Raw genomic sequence first — 16,720 nt, 5'->3', positions numbered from 1 at the left:
AAACGCTATCTTCATTTTTAACAAAGATTTTAACGTTTTTTACTTGCCTTGTAGTTTACAGTTTGCTTATGCTTCTCTCAACCAAAAACCCATGGTCATAAGCCCATGTTTAGGAGATTAATGTAATGAGTTTTCCTCAAGTCGAATTAAACACCAATAAAGGTCGTATTGTTCTTGAACTGAATGCTGAAAAAGCACCTAAAACAGTAGCAAACTTTTTAGAATATGTACGTGACGGTTTTTATGACGGCGTTATTTTCCACCGCGTCATTGATGGTTTCATGATCCAAGGTGGCGGTATGGATGAAAACTTCAAAGAAAAAGCGACACGTGATTCAATTGAAAATGAAGCTGATAACGGTTTAAGCAACGACGAAGGTACGGTTGCAATGGCACGTACTCAAGCTCCTCATTCAGCGTCTGCTCAATTCTTTATCAACGTGAAAAATAACTCTTTCTTGAACCATACCTCTAAAACTGCTCAAGGTTGGGGTTATGCTGTATTTGGTAAAGTTGTTGAAGGTCTAGACATTGTTGAAGCGATCAAAGGTGTTCGCACTGGCAACCGCGGTTATCACGCTGACGTTCCATTAGAAAACGTTGTAATCGAATCTGCTAAAATTATTTCTGAATAATTTTAGGATAAAGCTGTGACTTATCTGTTTATCTCAGATTTACATTTGTCACCTGAACACCCTCGACTCGTTCGAGGGTTTTTAGACTTATTGGTGCATTACCAACATAAAAATACTCAACTCTACATCTTAGGCGACTGGTTTAATGCCTGGATTGGAGATGACTATTCAGCGCCATGGCTTGATAAAATTGTTGAAGCCTTAAAAGACTTTAACCAAAAAGGGAATCAGGTTTACTTTCAAGTCGGTAACCGTGATTTTGCGCTTAATCAAGTTTTCCTCAATAAATTTAATGGTGTATTACTCCCTGACATTTATTCCCTCAATATTGCAGGACATCAATACCGTCTAGAACACGGCGATGCACTATGTACAGACGACGTTTCCTATCAAAGATTTAAAAAGATTATTCGAAATCCGCTCTTAGTCGCTTTTTTACGCCGAACCCCACTCAGTTTTCGGACCAAAATAGTTAATGGTTTTCGCAAAAGAAGCTCTGCGGATAAACAGAAAAAAAGCTATGAAATTATGGATGTAAATGAGCAAGCTGTTATTTCTGCTTTAGCAAATGTAGATATACTAATTCATGGGCATACTCACCGCCCCTCAATTCATCAGGTACAAGCTAAACAACGAATTGTTCTTGGCGATTGGCGTGAAGATCAGGCTTATATTTTGGAAATTGATCCATCCTCAAATACACAGCAGCTCGAACTGATTGTTTGGAATTATTAACTAGAAATTAGTCACTTTTTATTTGAACTTTCAATTCTTTAATTTTTTTATTTAAATCAAAATCGTAAATCACACATATACTGGCAATAAATATAAATTTCCAGCTTATATGTGCACGATTGTGATACTCAATGTATAAAATAAGAAGACTCAATACAAATACAAAAATTATAAAGGCTTTAACAATTATAATTTCTCGCAGCTTACTCTTTGCATCTGTTGGCATTAAATCAATCATTTTCAATAGATTACTAAAACTTCATATAAACATTATATTTCTTTATCAAATTACATAGGAAATGTTTTTGAATAAAATAGCGTATGATGGCAAAGATTAAATTCTCTCAATTGCCATAAGATTGATATGGAGCACACCTATGGACCTATTGAATTCTGTTAAAAGTCGCTATACAACAAAAGCGTATGATTCTGAAAAGAAAATTCCCCAAGAAAAAATTAATAAATTATTAGAAATTTTACGTTTTTCTCCTTCTTCAGTGAATATACAGCCTTGGCATTTCATAGTAGCAGACAATCTTGCAGCCAAAGAACGAATTGCAAAAGCCTTAACTGGAAAATATGCCTACAATGCTCCTAAAGTGCTTGAGTCATCACACACACTTATATTTTGTACAAGAACAGATATTTCAGCTGAATACTTAAATCAATTACTTGAACAAGATGATTTGAGCGGTCGTTTTAAAGATGAAAAAGCAAAGCTCGGCCAAAAAGATACTCGCCATGGCTATGTTGAGTTCTATCGGAATGAACAGAAAAATTTATTTGGCTGGATGGAAAATCAAACATTCATTGCTCTTGGGCAACTACTTTTTGCTGCTGGCTTAGAAGGAATTGATGCAACTCCAATGGGCGGGTTTGATGAAGATATTTTAAATACTGAGTTAGGTTTAACTGAAAAAGGCCTGCGTAGTTCAGTCATTGTTTCTCTAGGTTATCGTAGTGAAAATGATTTCAATGCCAAACTACCTAAATCACGCCTACCAGATGAAGTTATTTTTACCTATTTGTAAAATTCGAATAGTTCAAGAGATTGAACTCTCTTGAACTATAAACTCATTGCCCTAGCTAAACAAAGTACGCCACTGATTCCCAATAAAATACCCAAAGTGGTGGGCCACTTTAATTTTTCTTTATATAAAATAACGCCACTTGCAATTCCTAATAACACAACGAGAATATTCATACTTGCAAAAACAATTGCAGGTGAATCCTTTAAAAGAATATGAGCCTTCACATATAAAGCAATATTTGAAAAATTAAGCACACCTAATATTAATCCAGCTATAGCACTTTTAAGCTGCCACTTTTGGGTTTTCTGCACCAATAAATATGAAATTGAGAATATAAAAGCTGCAATAAAAATAAGATTCAACGTGAGTGTAAATTGAAGACCTAAACTACTCGTATATTTTAAGAGAATGTCTACCGCGGCATATCCACACCAAACACTTAATAGAGCAACAATTGCTTTTCGAGATTGATGATTCGAAGAAGTATTCATTTGTCCAAATAAGACGAGTAAGACTGCAAAAACTCCTAGACCTATTCCCCACAGCTTTAATGCATTAAATTGCTCATTAAAAATCAAATAAGCTGCAAGTAAAGAAAGTACGACAGAAAGTCGTTGTGCAACCTCAGTTTTAACAATTCCTGCATATTCTAATGATTTAGCTAAACACAGAAAAATACTAGGCAAAATCAATCCTAATGCAACAATTAACCACCAAGGCGTTTTTTGTATTGAAATATGTTGAATATCAGGCTGAAACCACCAAAAGCAAAAAAAACTTGCACTTGCATAGTTCCATGCAATCATTTGTAGCGGTTGGTAACCTTTTTTCTTGAAGTTTTTTAATAGGATGGACACCAAAACACTGCTTAAAGCAGCAGCCAATATTAATAGCATCGATTAGAACTCTATTTATTTAATATATTATTCATCATGGTCAAATCATTAACTTCGATGAATTAAATATTTTGAATTAACTTTTAAATAAGCATAAAAAAACCAGTCATTATCTGACTGGTTTTTTTTAGATTTCAATTAACGATTATTTTCGTCTTCTTGACCATCTTCAAATTTAGTGTCGTTGTCAAAACCACCTTGATGACCACCGAAGCCGCCTTGACCACCGAAACCACCGCCTTGACCACCGAAGCCACCTTGACCGCCGAAGCCGCCACCTTGACCACCGCCAAAGCCGCCTTGACCACCGAAGCCGCCTTGAGCGCCACCGAAGCCACCTTGAGCACCACCAAAGCCACCGCCTTGACCGCCACCGAAGCCACCAGTAGGTTGACCACCAAAGCCACCTTGTGTACCGCCTTGTGCTGGGAAGCCTGTACCTTGTGCGCCTGCTGGGCGTGGGTTACGTGCTGGAACAACAGTTGAAATCGCGTGTTTGTAAACCATTTGACTTACAGTATTTTTTAATAAAACAACATATTGGTCAAATGATTCAATATGACCCTGTAATTTAATACCGTTAACAAGGAAAATAGAAACAGGGATACGTTCTTTACGGAGAGAATTTAAGAACGGATCTTGTAAAGTTTGACCTTTAGACATTTTTAACTCCAAAAAAAAATTTTAAATCAGCGCAAAAAAACTATCTTTATTTTTCAACTAAAAATTATAAAAAGACAGTGTGCAAATTTTGCTTTATCCATAAGAGTTTCGCAAGTCTTCTTTCGCCTGCTTTATCGTCAAGTAAGTTTTAAAATCGTGTATTTCTTGCAAAGAACGTAACCACGTATATTGACGTTTGGCAAGTTGTCGTGTTGCAAATAAAGCTTTATCCTCCATTTCACGTTTACTTTTGAGACTTAAGTCACTTTTTAATAGAAATTCTAGTGCTTGTCGATAACCCACTGAGCGCATCGAGGGTAAATTTTCATCTAAATCGTATTTTTCAATTAGAGCTTCAACTTCACTCAAAAAACCGATATCCCACATTTTGCTTAATCTTTGCTCAATGCGTTGATGTAATTCTACCCGATCTGGAAGTAAAGCATAATTATGAAATATGTATCGATATGGTACGTTTTTGGGTTGTTCTGCCTGCAATTTCGTAATTGGTTTACCCGTAATCTTATAAACTTCTAATGCTCTAATAATCCTTTGCTTATCAGTCACATTAAATTTTATAGCCGCAGCAGGATCTACAGAAACCAACTCATCATAAACGGCCTGCCATCCTTCATTTAAACCTTTTTCTTCAATTGCTGCGCGAACTTGGGCATCAGCACTCGGCAAATTACCAGACAAACCTTCTAATAATGCCTTAAAGTACAACATCGTACCTCCTACCAAAATAGGAGTCTTACCACGTGAGTGCATATCATCAATTAACTTAGATGCATCTTCAACAAACTGAGCAGCTGAATAAACTTCAAGAGGCGTAATAATATCAATCAGATGATGAGGATAGAGCGCTTGCTCTTCACGAGTTGGTTTAGCCGTGCCGATATCCATATCTTGGTAAACGAGTGCAGAATCAACAGAAATCAGCTCAAAATTTCCACGCTCGTATAATTCACATGCCAAAGCGGTTTTCCCGCTCGCAGTTGGTCCCATTAAATTGATGACGGGCAATTGATTTGACATGTAAAACTACTCTCCTCGAGCAAATAATTTATCTAATTGAGATAATGGAAATGCACGCCAAGTTGGCCTTCCATGGTTACATTGGCTCGCAAATTCAGTTTGTTCCATTTGGCGAAGTAAAGCATTCATTTCTGAAAGACTGAGTTGTCGATGTGCACGCACTGCCCCATGGCATGCCATTCCAGCTAATAACTCATCTCTTTTTTGAAGTAACCCTTGTGCTTCATCATTAGGGTCTAAATCATTTAAAAGTTCAGGAATAAGATTTTCAAAGTCAGCTTTTTGTAATATGGCAGGCACACCGCGAACAATAACTTGCTCATCCCCATACAAATCAATTTCAAGCCCTAAACGCTCAAGTTGAGGTTTTAGCTCCTCTACCCTCACTGCCTGCATACGACTAATAGAAATGACTTTAGGAATAAGTAACTGCTGAGACGTCCAAAATTCTGGCTTATCCCAAGCATTTTTCATTTGCTGTAATAAAATACGCTCATGCGCTGCATGCATATCAACAATAATTAGCCCTTCTGTATTTTGCGCTAAAACATAAATTCCATGAAGTTGAGCAATTGCGATACCTAAAGGAAACTCATCAACTTTAGTTACTGGTTCAATATTTTCATTTACTGAAAAAGTAGCAGGTTGGTCACGTAGAGGCGCTAAGTATGTCTTTAACGCATTATTTAACTGAGGTGAACCATTATATTTTGGTGTTTGATCTGCATAGTGAATAGCTTGCGGGCGACTAGCATTAAAATCAGTTAACAACTCTGTTGGTGCATGCTGAGTTTGTGCTTCACTATCTGGATTCAAAGTTTCATTTGCTCTGTGCAATGAAAATTGTTCTTGATATTTCGGCTGCGATTGTACTGAATAATCTGAGTTTTCATCTACTTTCATCGCTTGAGCTAAATCAGCGCTCGCTGTCTGAAATTGTGCCAGAGTTTCTTTTGCATAATGTCTTACAAACTCATGCACTTCTCTCTGATTTAAAAACCGAATTTCATGTTTTGTAGGATGAACATTGACATCAATATTTTCAGGATCGACTTCTAAGAAAAGTAGATAAGATGAATGTTGATGACCATGTAAAATACCGTCATATGCCATGCGTAATGCATGCGAAATCGTTTTATCTTTGACAATACGCCCATTTACATAGACATATTGCATATCAGCCTGCGCACGTGCATCTGAAGGATGACCAAGCCAACCAGATAAACGCATGCTAATACTTTCGGCATCCATCCAATATGCATTTTGTACGAATTGTGAACCTAATAATTGCTGTACTCGCTGAAAGCGTAGTTCTCCGCTGTCCGCTATAGGTAAATTAATTCTAATATTATCATTATGCTCAAGCACAAAACGTATATCAAAATGTGTTAAAGCCAGACGACGAACAATCTCTTCAATATGACCAAATTCAGTGGTTGGCTTTTTTAAGAATTTACGACGGGCAGGAACATTAAAAAATAAGTCCTGAACACGTATATGGGTGCCCTTTTGAGCAGCAACAGCTTGTACTTCTTGATGGTCAAAGGCCGTACCATTGACTTCAACCTGATGGCCGATCCCACTTTCATCCTGACTACTGGTCAATGTCAATCTTGAAACAGCGGCAATCGAAGCAAGTGCCTCCCCGCGAAACCCTAGACTTACAATGGCATGTAAATCTTCTGCCGTTTTAATTTTACTTGTGGCATGACGCATGACCGCTAATGCTAAATCTTCAGAATGAATGCCATGCCCATTATCAATAATTTCGATTAGGGTCGAACCACCTTGAGCAATCCGCACAATGAGTTCAGTTGCACCGGCATCGATAGAATTTTCTAATAATTCTTTAACAGCAGATGAAGGACGCTCAATCACCTCACCAGCAGCAATCTGGTTGGCTAACGCTGCGTCTAATGTATGGATACGACGTTGTGTTAGCTTTTCATCAGTCATGAAGCTGTTCCTGCAAAGTCTGATACAAATGTTCTGTAGGTAAAGTTAGGGTTACCAAACGGCTCAACTCATCATCTGACTTTTGAATATCAATAATGATATCGGCCTCTGGAATTTCATCGCCACCTTTTGATGGCCATTCAAATAAAAATAATGCGTCTGTGATATCTAAATAATCACGGATTCCCATTAATTCAAGTTCATAAGGGTCATTCAAACGATATAAGTCAAAATGAAAAATTTCTTTATCATTAATTTTATATGGCTCAACGAGTGTATAGGTTGGGCTTTTAACAGAGCCTTTGTGACCCAAAGCATGTAAGAAATAGCGCGTAAGTGTGGTTTTACCCGCACCTAAATCTCCAATTAAATAAATCACACCCGACTGAACATGCTGCGCCAAAGCTTGAGCTAAACGCTCAGTATCTTCTTCATGATTTAAGACCAATTTCAATGAATACGACATAGCACACATAACATGATTCGAAATAATCGATATGATAACATTGCCCTGCCTTAAAAGCCTACTCAAGCCCTAGAAGTTGGCTTTTTTTATATCAATTTTCTTACATATTTACACTTTTTTATGTCTAGTCCGAACGAATTTTTGCCACCCATGATTGATGGTGTGAGCGCAAGCCAGGTCTATCTTCCTGCACAAACAAATACTCAAACTATTTATGAGTATCTACGCCAACATTTCCAACATATTAAAGTACAAGAGTGGCAACAACGCTTTCAGGATGGGCTTATTTATGGAGCAAATGGACAAAAATTAACATTAGATAGTCCATATCAAAGTAATACACATATTTTTTATTATCGATTTCTGGCCTATGAACCACATGTTCCTTTCGAACATCGAATTTTATTTGAAAATGATGACTTACTTGTAGTCGATAAACCTCATTTTTTAACGATTAGCCCAACTGGACAATATGTTCAAGAAACGCTTTTAGTCCGATTAAAAAAACAAACGGGTAATGAATATTTAACGCCCATACATCGATTAGACCGTGAAACTGCTGGCGTTGTTCTATTTTGCAAACGGGTTGAATCACGTGGTGCTTACCAACAGTTATTTGCAGAGCGTCAAGTCAATAAAATTTATCACGCTATCGCACCTTATAAAAAAGAATTAAACCTTCCCCAAACATTACATTTGCATTTAGATAAAGGTACTCCTTTTTACACCATGCAAGTTGTGGCAAATGCTAAAGCAAATACCCAAACCTATATTGAGCTTATCGAACACAACCAGACTTGGGCAAAATATCGTTTAACACCGACAACAGGTAAGCAACATCAACTTCGTGTACATCTTAGTTATTTAGAAATTCCGATTAAAAATGATCCGTTTTATCCAATAGTTCAGCACAAGGCTGAAGATGATTTCTCAGAGCCCTTGCAGCTTCTAGCTAAGCATATTTCATTTATAGATCCACTAACAAAAGAGGGAATGTCTTTTAAATCTGAGTTTGAATTGACATTGTAATGTAACCGTAATTACAAAAAGATTATTTTTTATGCCAAAAAGCATTGAAATTACATTGCGATGGTTTAAAATAAATTCCTAAAAATTAAAATCATTTGGTTTTATTATTCATGCGAAAAACAGAAGTTTATCAGGTTCGACTTGACTCCCAAGAGAAAAAGCAGGCTTTCGCTGTTTTTAAACAATTGGGAATTACCCCTGCCCAAGCGGTACGACTTTTTTTTAAACAGGTCGTATTAACTAAATCTATTCCGTTTGCGATCGAAAATCAGACGATCAATATGGAACAATTATTAAAGCTGAGAAAAGCCAAAGCATCTTCATTGAACCAAAATCCATCAACGTTAGCTGAAGATGATGACCATGAAGATTTATTTGAAGAATTAAATGCTCTTCTTGGTGAAAGCGACAAAATTTAACACTGTTGCATTTATAAACAAGTTTTAACGTCAAAAAGCTCTTTTTTTCGTTATGCTCTCTTTGTAAAAACATAATGATAAATTACAAGGAGCACCAAATGATCGTTAGACGAGCGACTTTTGAAGATTTAGAGCAACTCGCCGTTTTATTTGATGAATATCGCCAATTTTATGGGGCCTCTTCTAATTTTAATGAATCATTTCACTTTCTCAAACAGCGTTTTGAGAATAGAGAAAGTGTGTTCTTCATTCATATTAAGGACGATAAAATCACGGGTTTTATTTTACTCTATTTAGGTTTTTCTTCAGTTGCTTGCTCAACTTACTATATCTTAGATGATGTATATGTTACGCCCGTTTTCCGTCGTCAGGGTTCGGCTAAACAGCTAATCGATACAGCAATCTTATTTGCAAAACAAGAGAATGCTTTGCGGATTAGTTTGGAAACTCAAGGCAACAACCATGAATCTCATCGCTTATATGAAAAAATGGGATTCATTCGAGATAGTGAGTTCCAAACTTTCCATTGCTTTCTTAAGTAAGATTTTGAGCGAGATGTTTTTGCTCTTCAGATAAATAAATCCATTCTCCCTCAGCAATTTCGGGTAAAACCAATTGCCCTACTTGATGGCGATGCAAGGCTTCTACCTTATTTCCTACAGCTGCAATCATTCTTTTTACTTGATGATAGACACCTTGATGAATCGTCATAGTTAATTGATGAGTTTCTAATATCTCTACATCCGTTGCAGCAAAAACACCTTTTTCTTGATGCAAGCTCACACCTTGACCTAACATTTCAATTTGCTCAGGCGTGACAGGATCGATGGTCGTAACATGATAAACCTTTGGAACATGTTTACGGGGATGAGTTAAAGCTTGAAGATATTTACCGTCATCAGTAAGTAAAAGTAAGCCTGTTGTATCTTGATCTAAACGGCCAATAGCTTGCACACTACGTTGAATCATGATTTCTGGTAAAAGGCTAAATACGCTTTGATGATGGTGGGGCTGATGTGAACATTCAAAACCTTTTGGCTTTTTTAAAGCAATATAAACCTTTTCTCGATATTGATAAGTTTGCCCAAAAAGAGAAAACTCTAAATTTTCAGGAGAAAATTGCTTTTTAAGATCATCTGCAACCTCCCCATCAATACTTACAGATCCGTTTTTTATTAACTGCTGACAATATTTACGTGAACCAAACCCTTGTGATTGTAAAATTTTTTCCAGCAGCATGAAGTTTTCTCATTAGAACTAAGCTGTTATTTTAACGTAGTTTCCACTTTTTACTAAACACTACGAGCAGCTCTTTGCATTTACTTCATTCAACTCACACTCGATTCTTCGACTACTCGATAAATATTTTCATTCTGCTTACTTTCAAATAACAATTCTGTAGTGGGTAAAATAATTTCATTATCAACAATAATATGCTCAATACGTTGGCTCAGCTTTAATGATTCATTTTCATGTTCCACTAAATTTTTCTTTAGTTGTGCTTTTGCATCATGAATCTGGTCAAACTGATCTTTGATTTTGATATCTATAATGTCCATAAATCTTTCCTGTACTCATGAGTAATGACTATTTTTATATCACAATTTTTAAAAACTAAAACTTTTAACTTGTTAATTTATATAACATTGTTTCCAAGCGTAACCAGAAATTAAAACTCTTTAGGATTGAGAGATATACAATCATTTATTCTTAAAAATAAGATCTGAAATCGGCTATATCTTTTAAAGCGTTCACATTACGTGTCTTAAATATTATACAATTCCATTTATTTACTTCCTCCGCACTCCCCATGCTTGCCCAATTTGATGTTAATTTAGTTGTTCTACTCGTTCTGTTGATCTGCGGCTTATTAAGTCAAAATGCAGCTGTAACCATCGCAGCGGGTGTGCTTATAGTCGTTAAAATTACGCCATTAAATGAGTTTTTCCCCTATATTCAAGCTCACGGTCTTAATTTAGGAATTCTTATTTTAACGATTGGCGTACTTACTCCAATTGCCAGTGGAAAGCTCAGTGGGGAGAGTATTTTAAAGTCATTTATTAGTGTTAAATCACTTGTGGCTATTGCAATTGGCCTGTTAGTCGCATGGCTTGGCGGCCGCGGTGTGAAACTGATGTCGAGCCAACCTGATGTAGTTGCAGGCTTACTGATTGGTACGGTTGCTGGTGTTGCTTTACTACGTGGTGTTCCTGTCGGTCCTCTGATTGCAGCAGGCTTACTCTCTTTATTTATTGGTAAATAAGAAGTTGATATAAAAAAGGTGCAATTAAGCACCTTTTAACACTTAGGCTAAATTTTTATTTTTAGCCCGAATAATAAGCGTTTCGTTTTAAAGAGAACTTTTCTAACTGCTTTAAAAATCCTTCAAAATAACTTTTCTCTTTTTCTTCAGTTCGATAACCCGCATATAAAGTTCGTCTTAAACCTGTAGGAGAAACACAATCTAAACGGCGGCTTGCAACCCAACCCTTTTGTTCATATTCATTTACGACCCAATCAGGTAAAGCAGCAATACCTCGTCCACTTGCAACAAGTTGAATAAGCATTTGGGTTAAATCTGTTGTTCGTATTTGTTTAGGCTGAATATTCGCAGGAATAAAAAGTTTCGACATAATATCTAAACGGTGCTTATCAACCGGATAAGTAATTAAAACCTCTTCCGCTAACTCTTGAACTGTAATATTTTCAGCCCGAACTAAAGGATGAGTGTTGGATAAGACCAAACGTGATTCATATTCAAAAATCGGAAAATACTCAATTCCTTTTAATGCAATCGGGTCTGCTGTAATTAGCAAATCAAATTCAGCATTTTGTAAAAGTTCATGCGGATTGGCCTCAAAACCTGAAGCAAAGTCTAAATCAACATCTGGATATTGCTGACGATACTGATTTAATAAAGGCATTAGCCAATCAAAACAACTGTGGCATTCCGATGAAAAAATAATTCTGCCAGTCTGTCCATGCACAATACGTGTGATATCACTATGTGTAATCTGAATTTGTGGCAAAACATCATCGGCTAACTTAAGTAAGCGCTGCCCGACATTAGAAAAACTAACAGGCCTGCTGCGGCGATTAACAACCTCTACCCCATACCAATGGTCTAATTCTTTTAACTGATGAGAAATAGCCGAAGGTGTTAAGCAAAGATCATTTGCTGCCGAAACCAATGAACCGTGTTCACGTAAGGCAACTAAGGTTTTAAGGTGACGAATTTCTAACATAGGTCCACGCTTGAAAAGTAGATTTATCTATAGATGTTTTAATCTCATATTTGTTTTTTCAAAAAATCGAGCAACTTTAGATAAATTCTTGCTAATGAATATTATTCATCTTATCACAAAATTAGTTAGCCAACTTCAACATGAATTTTATTTTATTATTTTTTATGTGATGAATTTTTATAATTTTAAAGTTAAGTACCCTCTTCCAATAAAAATTATAAAATCTATTTAATACAGGCAAAGAAAAAGGCCTAATGGCCCTTTTCATTTGATTACTGTGCTTTTGCTTTAGGGAATGTTTTTTCAAAATCAATAAGTTTATAACTCTTTACTAACTCATCTTGCCCATACGTCACTTCGTAAGAAGTTTCTTTCCCATTAAAATATGCTTCAGTAGGTGTACCAAACACTTCCCATAATCCAAATGAAGCAACATCTGCTATTCCATGTCCAAATGCACGGCTTACTTTTGCCCACTTTGGGTAACCTTGCTGGAAACTATAAATTTCGACTCTTGTACCATCACGATATTCAGAAAGTACAGGTGCTCCAAACTCAGCAATAACATAATTGCGGGAACTACCCGGATTTAAAACATTTAAATTTTTTTTACTTGGTTGATTACCCGCCATAAAGACTGAACAACCTGACATAGATAACATAACCACCCCCATAAGGCAGGCAAAACTTAATTTTCTCACGATTTAGATTCTCTATTTTTTAAATATTTATACAAGCTATTGTAATACCTAAAGTATTATGCACACATCATATATAATTTATTAAAAAATTTCGATAAATTATTCAAAATAAAGATAAATTTTTTTGCTTAAGATATGCAAACATATTCTCAATATTTTAGTTTTTATTATTTTTATCTCTTTTGCCTTATACTCCTCTTTTTTGAGTTTCCTCTTAACTTATTATGGCGTCCCCGCAATCTCCTCTTTCTACACATAAACACTATTCACTCTTTTTAGCAATTTTCTCACTCGCTGTAGGTGGTTTTTGTATTGGAACCACTGAATTCGTCGCAATGGGACTGATTCAAGAAATTGCAAATAACTTAAATATTACCGTACCTGAAGCTGGCCATTTTATTAGTGCCTACGCATTAGGTGTAGTTATTGGCGCTCCTATCATTGCTATTCTTGGAGCCAAAGTTCCGAGAAAAACTTTATTACTCGGCTTAATGCTTTTTTATGGTGTAGCCAATGCCTTTACCGCTTTAGCTCATACCCCCGAAACTGTTTTAATCTCACGTTTCATTGCAGGTTTACCACACGGAGCATATTTTGGAGTTGGTGCATTAGTTGCAGCAGAACTCGCTGGCCCATCAAGAAGAGCCTCTGCGGTTGCCCAAATGATGATGGGTCTTACAGTCGCAACTGTAATTGGCGTTCCTCTCGCGACGTGGTTAGGCCAAAATTTTGGCTGGAGAGCTGGTTTTGAGTTTTCAGCAACCTTTGCTTTCGTCACTTTAATTGCTGTTGGCTTTTTTGTACCCAATATTCCAGTCCAAGCTACTGCCAGTATAAAAACAGAGTTAGCTGGTCTTAAAAATATCAACATGTGGCTAACACTAGCGGTAGGCGCTATCGGTTTTGGAGGCATGTTTTCTGTTTATAGCTATGTTTCACCCATTTTGACTGAATATACAAAAGTTGATATCCAAATTGTCCCTATCGCTTTAGCTATCTGGGGTACTGGTATGGTTATTGGTGGCTTAGCTGCAGGATGGCTTGCAGATAAAAACCTAAACAAAACGATTGTAGGTGTATTAATTAGTTCAGCTATCGCCTTTGTTGTTGCCAGTTTTTTAATGAGTAATATCTATACTGCTATTGCCTCATTATTTTTGATTGGTCTCACCGTAATGGGGTTAGGCGGAGCTTTGCAAACCCGCCTAATGGATGTTGCAGGCGATGCTCAAACATTAGCAGCATCACTGAACCACTCTGCCTTTAATATGGCCAATGCATTAGGTGCATTTTTAGGAGGATGGGTACTCAGTCACCAAATGGGTTGGATCGCGCCAATCTGGGTAGGATTTGTTTTGAGTCTCGGTGGTCTTATCATTTTACTGATTGCGTTTGCTGTACAAAAAGCCAGTAAGAAAATTTAATCACAGAAAACGCTAACTTATTATTTCTAATCAGTTAGCTTTCCACCACAGTGTGGGCAATAACATTTTTTCTCTCTAACCGACTCTTCTTGCTCTAATACTTTTTCTCGCATAATTTGAACAATCAGGTTATGCGCCTGCTCTTTTGGCAGGCCTACTTTTTGACGAATTCGTTCTATTTCAACTTCATCATGTAAAATATCAATTCCACGTACTTGAAGTAATTCACGAAACTCTTGCTCTAATCTTTGATTACGCTGGTTAAGTTCATTTGCAAGGCCGGATGCCAAAATACCTGCTGGTAATGCTGCAATACCAACACCCAAAATAGTAATGAGTGCCCCCAATAACTTTCCTAGGCTGGTGACTGGGGTCACATCGCCATAACCCACTGTAGTTAAAGTAACCACAGCCCACCACATAGATTTAGGTATTGAGCTAAAAGCTTCTGGCTGAGCCTTGTTTTCAACTACATATATTCCAGAAGCAGTCATAATAATCATAATGATTAAAATAAAGATAACTGCCTGAAAAGAACCTTTCTCTCGTTTAATCACACATAACAATATCTGTAGTGAAATGAAGTAGCGTGTTAATTTTAATAAGCGAAGTAAACGCAAGATTCTGAGCATACGAAGATCAATTCGTACAAAGAAATTGAGATAAGCAGGTAAAATTGCCATCAAATCAATAATTGCTTCTCCGCTTTTCATCCAGTTCAAGCGGATCTTCCACGCAGATTGCGTCGTATCTCGATCTGCAACGCTCCACAACCTTAATAAATACTCAATACTAAAAATTGCAATTGAAGTAACTTCAAAATAGTCGAACCAAACACGATAGCTTGTGTACAAATCATTTACTGTTTCTAATAAAACGGCAGCGACATTACCAACAATTAAAACAACTAAAAAATAATTAATACATCTACTTACCGTAGTTTCGTAGTCATGATTATGAAGATTATTATAGAAAAACTTACGCAATCCCTTCAAAGCTGAATTTTGCATATTGATCTGACCACGTGATATTGAAGATATAGTAAGCTCTCGCTCTCTATTCACCAATATAGTCTTTAGTAAATTTTCCTTCACTCACTTCGGTATTTAAAATTTTCACTTTTCCCAATTCAGCTCGCCGCTACACATCGGAATTCATTTTCTTTCCACCACAACACATCATAGATGCCTGGATGTGATTTTAAGATAATATTTATATAATTTTGCAGTACCATAATATGATGGGTAATATCAATTTTTCTAAATAAAAACTTTCTTAAAATAGGCGTATTTGGAGAAATGAAAATTGCGAATCCATTGCTATGTTCTTCATAGACACTTATTCCAAGATACATGGTTATTTCAGGCAATGGAATTTCAATTTGCCATCCCCAGTTTTCACTATACAGTTCTACATTTAAATGATACCTATTTCTCAATATACTAAAAATATATTGCGCGATGTCTTCAGTTTTTTGAACTAAAATTCCTCCTTCGTTGGAGTGTATTTTTTGTTCATATAGTTGATAATCATCAAATTTAAATTCAACTATTGTCTTTAGCATTCTCAAATTCCCTATATAAAATACCCATATTTTTTTTAATTATTTTTAAGTTCGTTTAGGGTGTGTTGACACTTTTAGCTTAAAAAAATAGCGAAGTAGTAAAATCAAATCGCCAAACCCAATTTTACTATTCGCTATGCCTCGTACTATGCTGACAGATCAACACTGGCAAAAGTTGAAAGTTATTCTGCGTAATTTATCCATTCACCACAACTCAAATTTACGCAATTTTATTGAAGCTATTCTCTATAGAATTAGAACAGGCTGTCCGTGGCGAGATATTCCTTGCTGTTTTGGTCATTCAAACTCTATTTTCAAACGTTTTAATCGTTGGTCAAGCAGCGGTAAGTTTCTTAGATTATTCAAATTACTAGCCTCATGCCCCGATATGGAGTGGATTTTTATTGATGGCTCTCATGTACGTGCTCATCAACATTCTGCCGGCATAGCGAATCAATCTATTTCTAAAAGTGTAGGAGGAAACTCCTCAAAAATACATTTGATTGTTGATGCACATGGCAATCCTATTGATTTCATGATTACCGATGGAACCACACATGATGTTAAAGTTGCACCTGATTTAATATCAACATTAGATTTAAAAGAGACAAAAGTGGTATGTGCAGATAAAGGCTATGATTCAGAACCACTGCGTGAACAGATCAGGAAAACAGGGACTAAAGCGAATATACCAAAGAAAACAAATAGCCAATCGAACAATGACCATATGGACTGGTATTTATATAAAATCAGGCATTTAGTTGAAAATATGTTTTGTAGATTAAAGCAATTTAGAGGAATAGCTACTCGATATGACAAGCTCAAAAGAAATTATCAAAGTTCTGTTGCTTTAGCATGTATATTTTTATGGCTACCTTTATAGGGTTAATTATGAACAGTAAATGTCAACAAACCCTA

General features: G+C 36.2%; 20 protein-coding genes and 1 pseudogene. 9 read left to right on the top strand and 12 right to left on the bottom strand.

Features of this window, described 5'->3' with window-relative positions:
* Positions 1–125 precede the first annotated feature (125 nt).
* Complete coding sequence (locus tag WA249_RS16380) at positions 126–635, top strand: peptidylprolyl isomerase (RefSeq protein WP_016137752.1); 510 nt, start codon at positions 126–128, stop codon at positions 633–635.
* A 15-nt stretch (positions 636–650) separates the two neighbouring features.
* Complete coding sequence (locus WA249_RS16375) at positions 651–1,370, top strand: UDP-2,3-diacylglucosamine diphosphatase (RefSeq protein WP_336170269.1); 720 nt, start codon at positions 651–653, stop codon at positions 1,368–1,370.
* Positions 1,371–1,377: 7 nt separating this feature from the next.
* Here the strand turns inward: WA249_RS16375 and WA249_RS16370 are convergent, their stop codons facing one another.
* Positions 1,378–1,608 carry a hypothetical protein gene (locus WA249_RS16370; RefSeq protein ID WP_336170267.1) on the bottom strand — a complete coding sequence of 77 codons (231 nt, stop codon included), beginning with the start codon at positions 1,606–1,608 and terminating at the stop codon, positions 1,378–1,380.
* Between the two features lie 139 nt (positions 1,609–1,747).
* Between WA249_RS16370 and nfsB the strand changes: the two genes are divergently transcribed.
* Positions 1,748–2,401: an oxygen-insensitive NAD(P)H nitroreductase gene (gene nfsB / locus WA249_RS16365; RefSeq protein WP_336170265.1), complete on the top strand. Its 654-nt coding sequence runs from the start codon at positions 1,748–1,750 to the stop codon at positions 2,399–2,401.
* 35 nt (positions 2,402–2,436) lie between these two features.
* On the opposite strand, the gene WA249_RS16360 is transcribed toward nfsB, so the two are convergent.
* The 5 genes from WA249_RS16360 to tsaE all read right to left on the bottom strand — a co-directional run bounded on the left by WA249_RS16360 (position 2,437) and on the right by tsaE (position 7,420).
* Entirely contained in the window at positions 2,437–3,297 is an 861-nt protein-coding gene (locus tag WA249_RS16360) for a DMT family transporter (protein ID WP_336170263.1), read from the bottom strand.
* A 138-nt stretch (positions 3,298–3,435) separates the two neighbouring features.
* Positions 3,436–3,960 carry an RNA chaperone Hfq gene (hfq, locus tag WA249_RS16355; protein WP_209831057.1) on the bottom strand — a complete coding sequence of 175 codons (525 nt, stop codon included), beginning with the start codon at positions 3,958–3,960 and terminating at the stop codon, positions 3,436–3,438.
* 93 nt (positions 3,961–4,053) lie between these two features.
* On the bottom strand, positions 4,054–4,998 hold the full coding sequence (miaA, locus tag WA249_RS16350; protein ID WP_336170260.1) for a tRNA (adenosine(37)-N6)-dimethylallyltransferase MiaA: 945 nt from the start codon (positions 4,996–4,998) through the stop codon (positions 4,054–4,056).
* Between the two features lie 6 nt (positions 4,999–5,004).
* Complete coding sequence (gene mutL / locus WA249_RS16345) at positions 5,005–6,954, bottom strand: DNA mismatch repair endonuclease MutL (RefSeq protein ID WP_336170258.1); 1,950 nt, start codon at positions 6,952–6,954, stop codon at positions 5,005–5,007.
* The gene (tsaE, locus tag WA249_RS16340; RefSeq protein ID WP_035366038.1) at positions 6,947–7,420 is read right to left on the bottom strand and encodes a tRNA (adenosine(37)-N6)-threonylcarbamoyltransferase complex ATPase subunit type 1 TsaE; all 474 of its coding nucleotides are present in this window, start codon (positions 7,418–7,420) and stop codon (positions 6,947–6,949) included. The genes mutL and tsaE overlap by 8 nt, the downstream gene beginning before the upstream one ends.
* A gap of 120 nt (positions 7,421–7,540) precedes the next feature.
* Between tsaE and WA249_RS16335 the strand changes: the two genes are divergently transcribed.
* The 3 genes from WA249_RS16335 to WA249_RS16325 all read left to right on the top strand — a co-directional run bounded on the left by WA249_RS16335 (position 7,541) and on the right by WA249_RS16325 (position 9,410).
* Positions 7,541–8,449 carry a pseudouridine synthase gene (locus tag WA249_RS16335; RefSeq protein ID WP_336170253.1) on the top strand — a complete coding sequence of 303 codons (909 nt, stop codon included), beginning with the start codon at positions 7,541–7,543 and terminating at the stop codon, positions 8,447–8,449.
* A gap of 110 nt (positions 8,450–8,559) precedes the next feature.
* Complete coding sequence (locus WA249_RS16330; protein ID WP_016137742.1) at positions 8,560–8,868, top strand: type II toxin-antitoxin system RelB/DinJ family antitoxin; 309 nt, start codon at positions 8,560–8,562, stop codon at positions 8,866–8,868.
* A 98-nt stretch (positions 8,869–8,966) separates the two neighbouring features.
* Positions 8,967–9,410, top strand: a complete 444-nt coding sequence (locus tag WA249_RS16325; protein WP_336170251.1) for a GNAT family N-acetyltransferase — start codon at positions 8,967–8,969, stop codon at positions 9,408–9,410.
* Here the strand turns inward: WA249_RS16325 and WA249_RS16320 are convergent.
* Entirely contained in the window at positions 9,403–10,107 is a 705-nt protein-coding gene (locus tag WA249_RS16320) for a pseudouridine synthase (protein WP_336170249.1), read from the bottom strand. The two genes, WA249_RS16325 and WA249_RS16320, sit on opposite strands and share 8 nt — an antisense overlap.
* 89 nt (positions 10,108–10,196) lie before the next feature.
* On the bottom strand, positions 10,197–10,427 hold the full coding sequence (locus tag WA249_RS16315) for a hypothetical protein (RefSeq protein WP_336170247.1): 231 nt from the start codon (positions 10,425–10,427) through the stop codon (positions 10,197–10,199).
* A 251-nt stretch (positions 10,428–10,678) separates the two neighbouring features.
* On the opposite strand from WA249_RS16315, the gene WA249_RS16310 reads away from it, so the two are divergent.
* The gene (locus WA249_RS16310) at positions 10,679–11,131 is read left to right on the top strand and encodes a DUF441 domain-containing protein (protein WP_016140600.1); all 453 of its coding nucleotides are present in this window, start codon (positions 10,679–10,681) and stop codon (positions 11,129–11,131) included.
* A 61-nt stretch (positions 11,132–11,192) separates the two neighbouring features.
* On the opposite strand, the gene WA249_RS16305 is transcribed toward WA249_RS16310, so the two are convergent.
* Together WA249_RS16305 and WA249_RS16300 are read right to left on the bottom strand one after the other, a co-directional pair.
* Positions 11,193–12,113 (bottom strand): LysR family transcriptional regulator, encoded by a 921-nt coding sequence (locus WA249_RS16305; RefSeq protein WP_336170245.1) that lies wholly within the window; start codon positions 12,111–12,113, stop codon positions 11,193–11,195.
* 272 nt (positions 12,114–12,385) lie between these two features.
* Entirely contained in the window at positions 12,386–12,814 is a 429-nt protein-coding gene (locus WA249_RS16300) for a hypothetical protein (protein ID WP_336170244.1), read from the bottom strand.
* A gap of 224 nt (positions 12,815–13,038) precedes the next feature.
* Here WA249_RS16300 and WA249_RS16295 point away from each other — a divergent pair, with 224 nt between their 5' ends.
* Complete coding sequence (locus WA249_RS16295; RefSeq protein ID WP_336170243.1) at positions 13,039–14,238, top strand: MFS transporter; 1,200 nt, start codon at positions 13,039–13,041, stop codon at positions 14,236–14,238.
* 26 nt (positions 14,239–14,264) lie between these two features.
* Here the strand turns inward: WA249_RS16295 and WA249_RS16290 are convergent, their stop codons facing one another.
* Both WA249_RS16290 and WA249_RS16285 read right to left on the bottom strand, forming a co-directional pair.
* Positions 14,265–15,248 carry an ion transporter gene (locus tag WA249_RS16290; RefSeq protein ID WP_016137735.1) on the bottom strand — a complete coding sequence of 328 codons (984 nt, stop codon included), beginning with the start codon at positions 15,246–15,248 and terminating at the stop codon, positions 14,265–14,267.
* A 119-nt stretch (positions 15,249–15,367) separates the two neighbouring features.
* Complete coding sequence (locus WA249_RS16285; protein WP_336170242.1) at positions 15,368–15,802, bottom strand: hypothetical protein; 435 nt, start codon at positions 15,800–15,802, stop codon at positions 15,368–15,370.
* A 136-nt stretch (positions 15,803–15,938) separates the two neighbouring features.
* Between WA249_RS16285 and WA249_RS16280 the strand changes: the two are divergent.
* Positions 15,939–16,704: pseudogene (locus WA249_RS16280) on the top strand (IS5-like element ISAba31 family transposase).
* Positions 16,705–16,720: the final 16 nt, after the last annotated feature.

Origin of the sequence: Acinetobacter sp. 161(2023) (genome assembly GCF_037027805.1) — a bacterium.
In the GTDB taxonomy this organism is placed as follows: domain Bacteria; phylum Pseudomonadota; class Gammaproteobacteria; order Pseudomonadales; family Moraxellaceae; genus Acinetobacter.
Note: the sequence above shows the minus strand (reverse complement) of the source record. Positions and strands in the feature narration are given on the sequence as shown.

Excerpts from the sequence above, each read along its gene's own strand:
- WA249_RS16320 (WP_336170249.1), bottom strand. The coding sequence starts at position 10,107 with ATGCTGCTGGAAAAAATTTTACAATCACAAGGGTTTGGTTCACGTAAA.
- WA249_RS16305 (WP_336170245.1), bottom strand. The coding sequence starts at position 12,113 with ATGTTAGAAATTCGTCACCTTAAAACCTTAGTTGCCTTACGTGAACAC.
- WA249_RS16380 (WP_016137752.1), top strand. The coding sequence starts at position 126 with ATGAGTTTTCCTCAAGTCGAATTAAACACCAATAAAGGTCGTATTGTT.
- mutL (WP_336170258.1), bottom strand. The coding sequence starts at position 6,954 with ATGACTGATGAAAAGCTAACACAACGTCGTATCCATACATTAGACGCA.
- WA249_RS16285 (WP_336170242.1), bottom strand. The coding sequence starts at position 15,802 with ATGCTAAAGACAATAGTTGAATTTAAATTTGATGATTATCAACTATAT.
- tsaE (WP_035366038.1), bottom strand. The coding sequence starts at position 7,420 with ATGTCGTATTCATTGAAATTGGTCTTAAATCATGAAGAAGATACTGAG.
- nfsB (WP_336170265.1), top strand. The coding sequence starts at position 1,748 with ATGGACCTATTGAATTCTGTTAAAAGTCGCTATACAACAAAAGCGTAT.
- WA249_RS16330 (WP_016137742.1), top strand. The coding sequence starts at position 8,560 with ATGCGAAAAACAGAAGTTTATCAGGTTCGACTTGACTCCCAAGAGAAA.
- WA249_RS16335 (WP_336170253.1), top strand. The coding sequence starts at position 7,541 with ATGTCTAGTCCGAACGAATTTTTGCCACCCATGATTGATGGTGTGAGC.
- WA249_RS16295 (WP_336170243.1), top strand. The coding sequence starts at position 13,039 with ATGGCGTCCCCGCAATCTCCTCTTTCTACACATAAACACTATTCACTC.
- miaA (WP_336170260.1), bottom strand. The coding sequence starts at position 4,998 with ATGTCAAATCAATTGCCCGTCATCAATTTAATGGGACCAACTGCGAGC.
- WA249_RS16315 (WP_336170247.1), bottom strand. The coding sequence starts at position 10,427 with ATGGACATTATAGATATCAAAATCAAAGATCAGTTTGACCAGATTCAT.
- hfq (WP_209831057.1), bottom strand. The coding sequence starts at position 3,960 with ATGTCTAAAGGTCAAACTTTACAAGATCCGTTCTTAAATTCTCTCCGT.
- WA249_RS16360 (WP_336170263.1), bottom strand. The coding sequence starts at position 3,297 with ATGCTATTAATATTGGCTGCTGCTTTAAGCAGTGTTTTGGTGTCCATC.
- WA249_RS16290 (WP_016137735.1), bottom strand. The coding sequence starts at position 15,248 with ATGCAAAATTCAGCTTTGAAGGGATTGCGTAAGTTTTTCTATAATAAT.
- WA249_RS16370 (WP_336170267.1), bottom strand. The coding sequence starts at position 1,608 with ATGATTGATTTAATGCCAACAGATGCAAAGAGTAAGCTGCGAGAAATT.
- WA249_RS16310 (WP_016140600.1), top strand. The coding sequence starts at position 10,679 with ATGCTTGCCCAATTTGATGTTAATTTAGTTGTTCTACTCGTTCTGTTG.
- WA249_RS16325 (WP_336170251.1), top strand. The coding sequence starts at position 8,967 with ATGATCGTTAGACGAGCGACTTTTGAAGATTTAGAGCAACTCGCCGTT.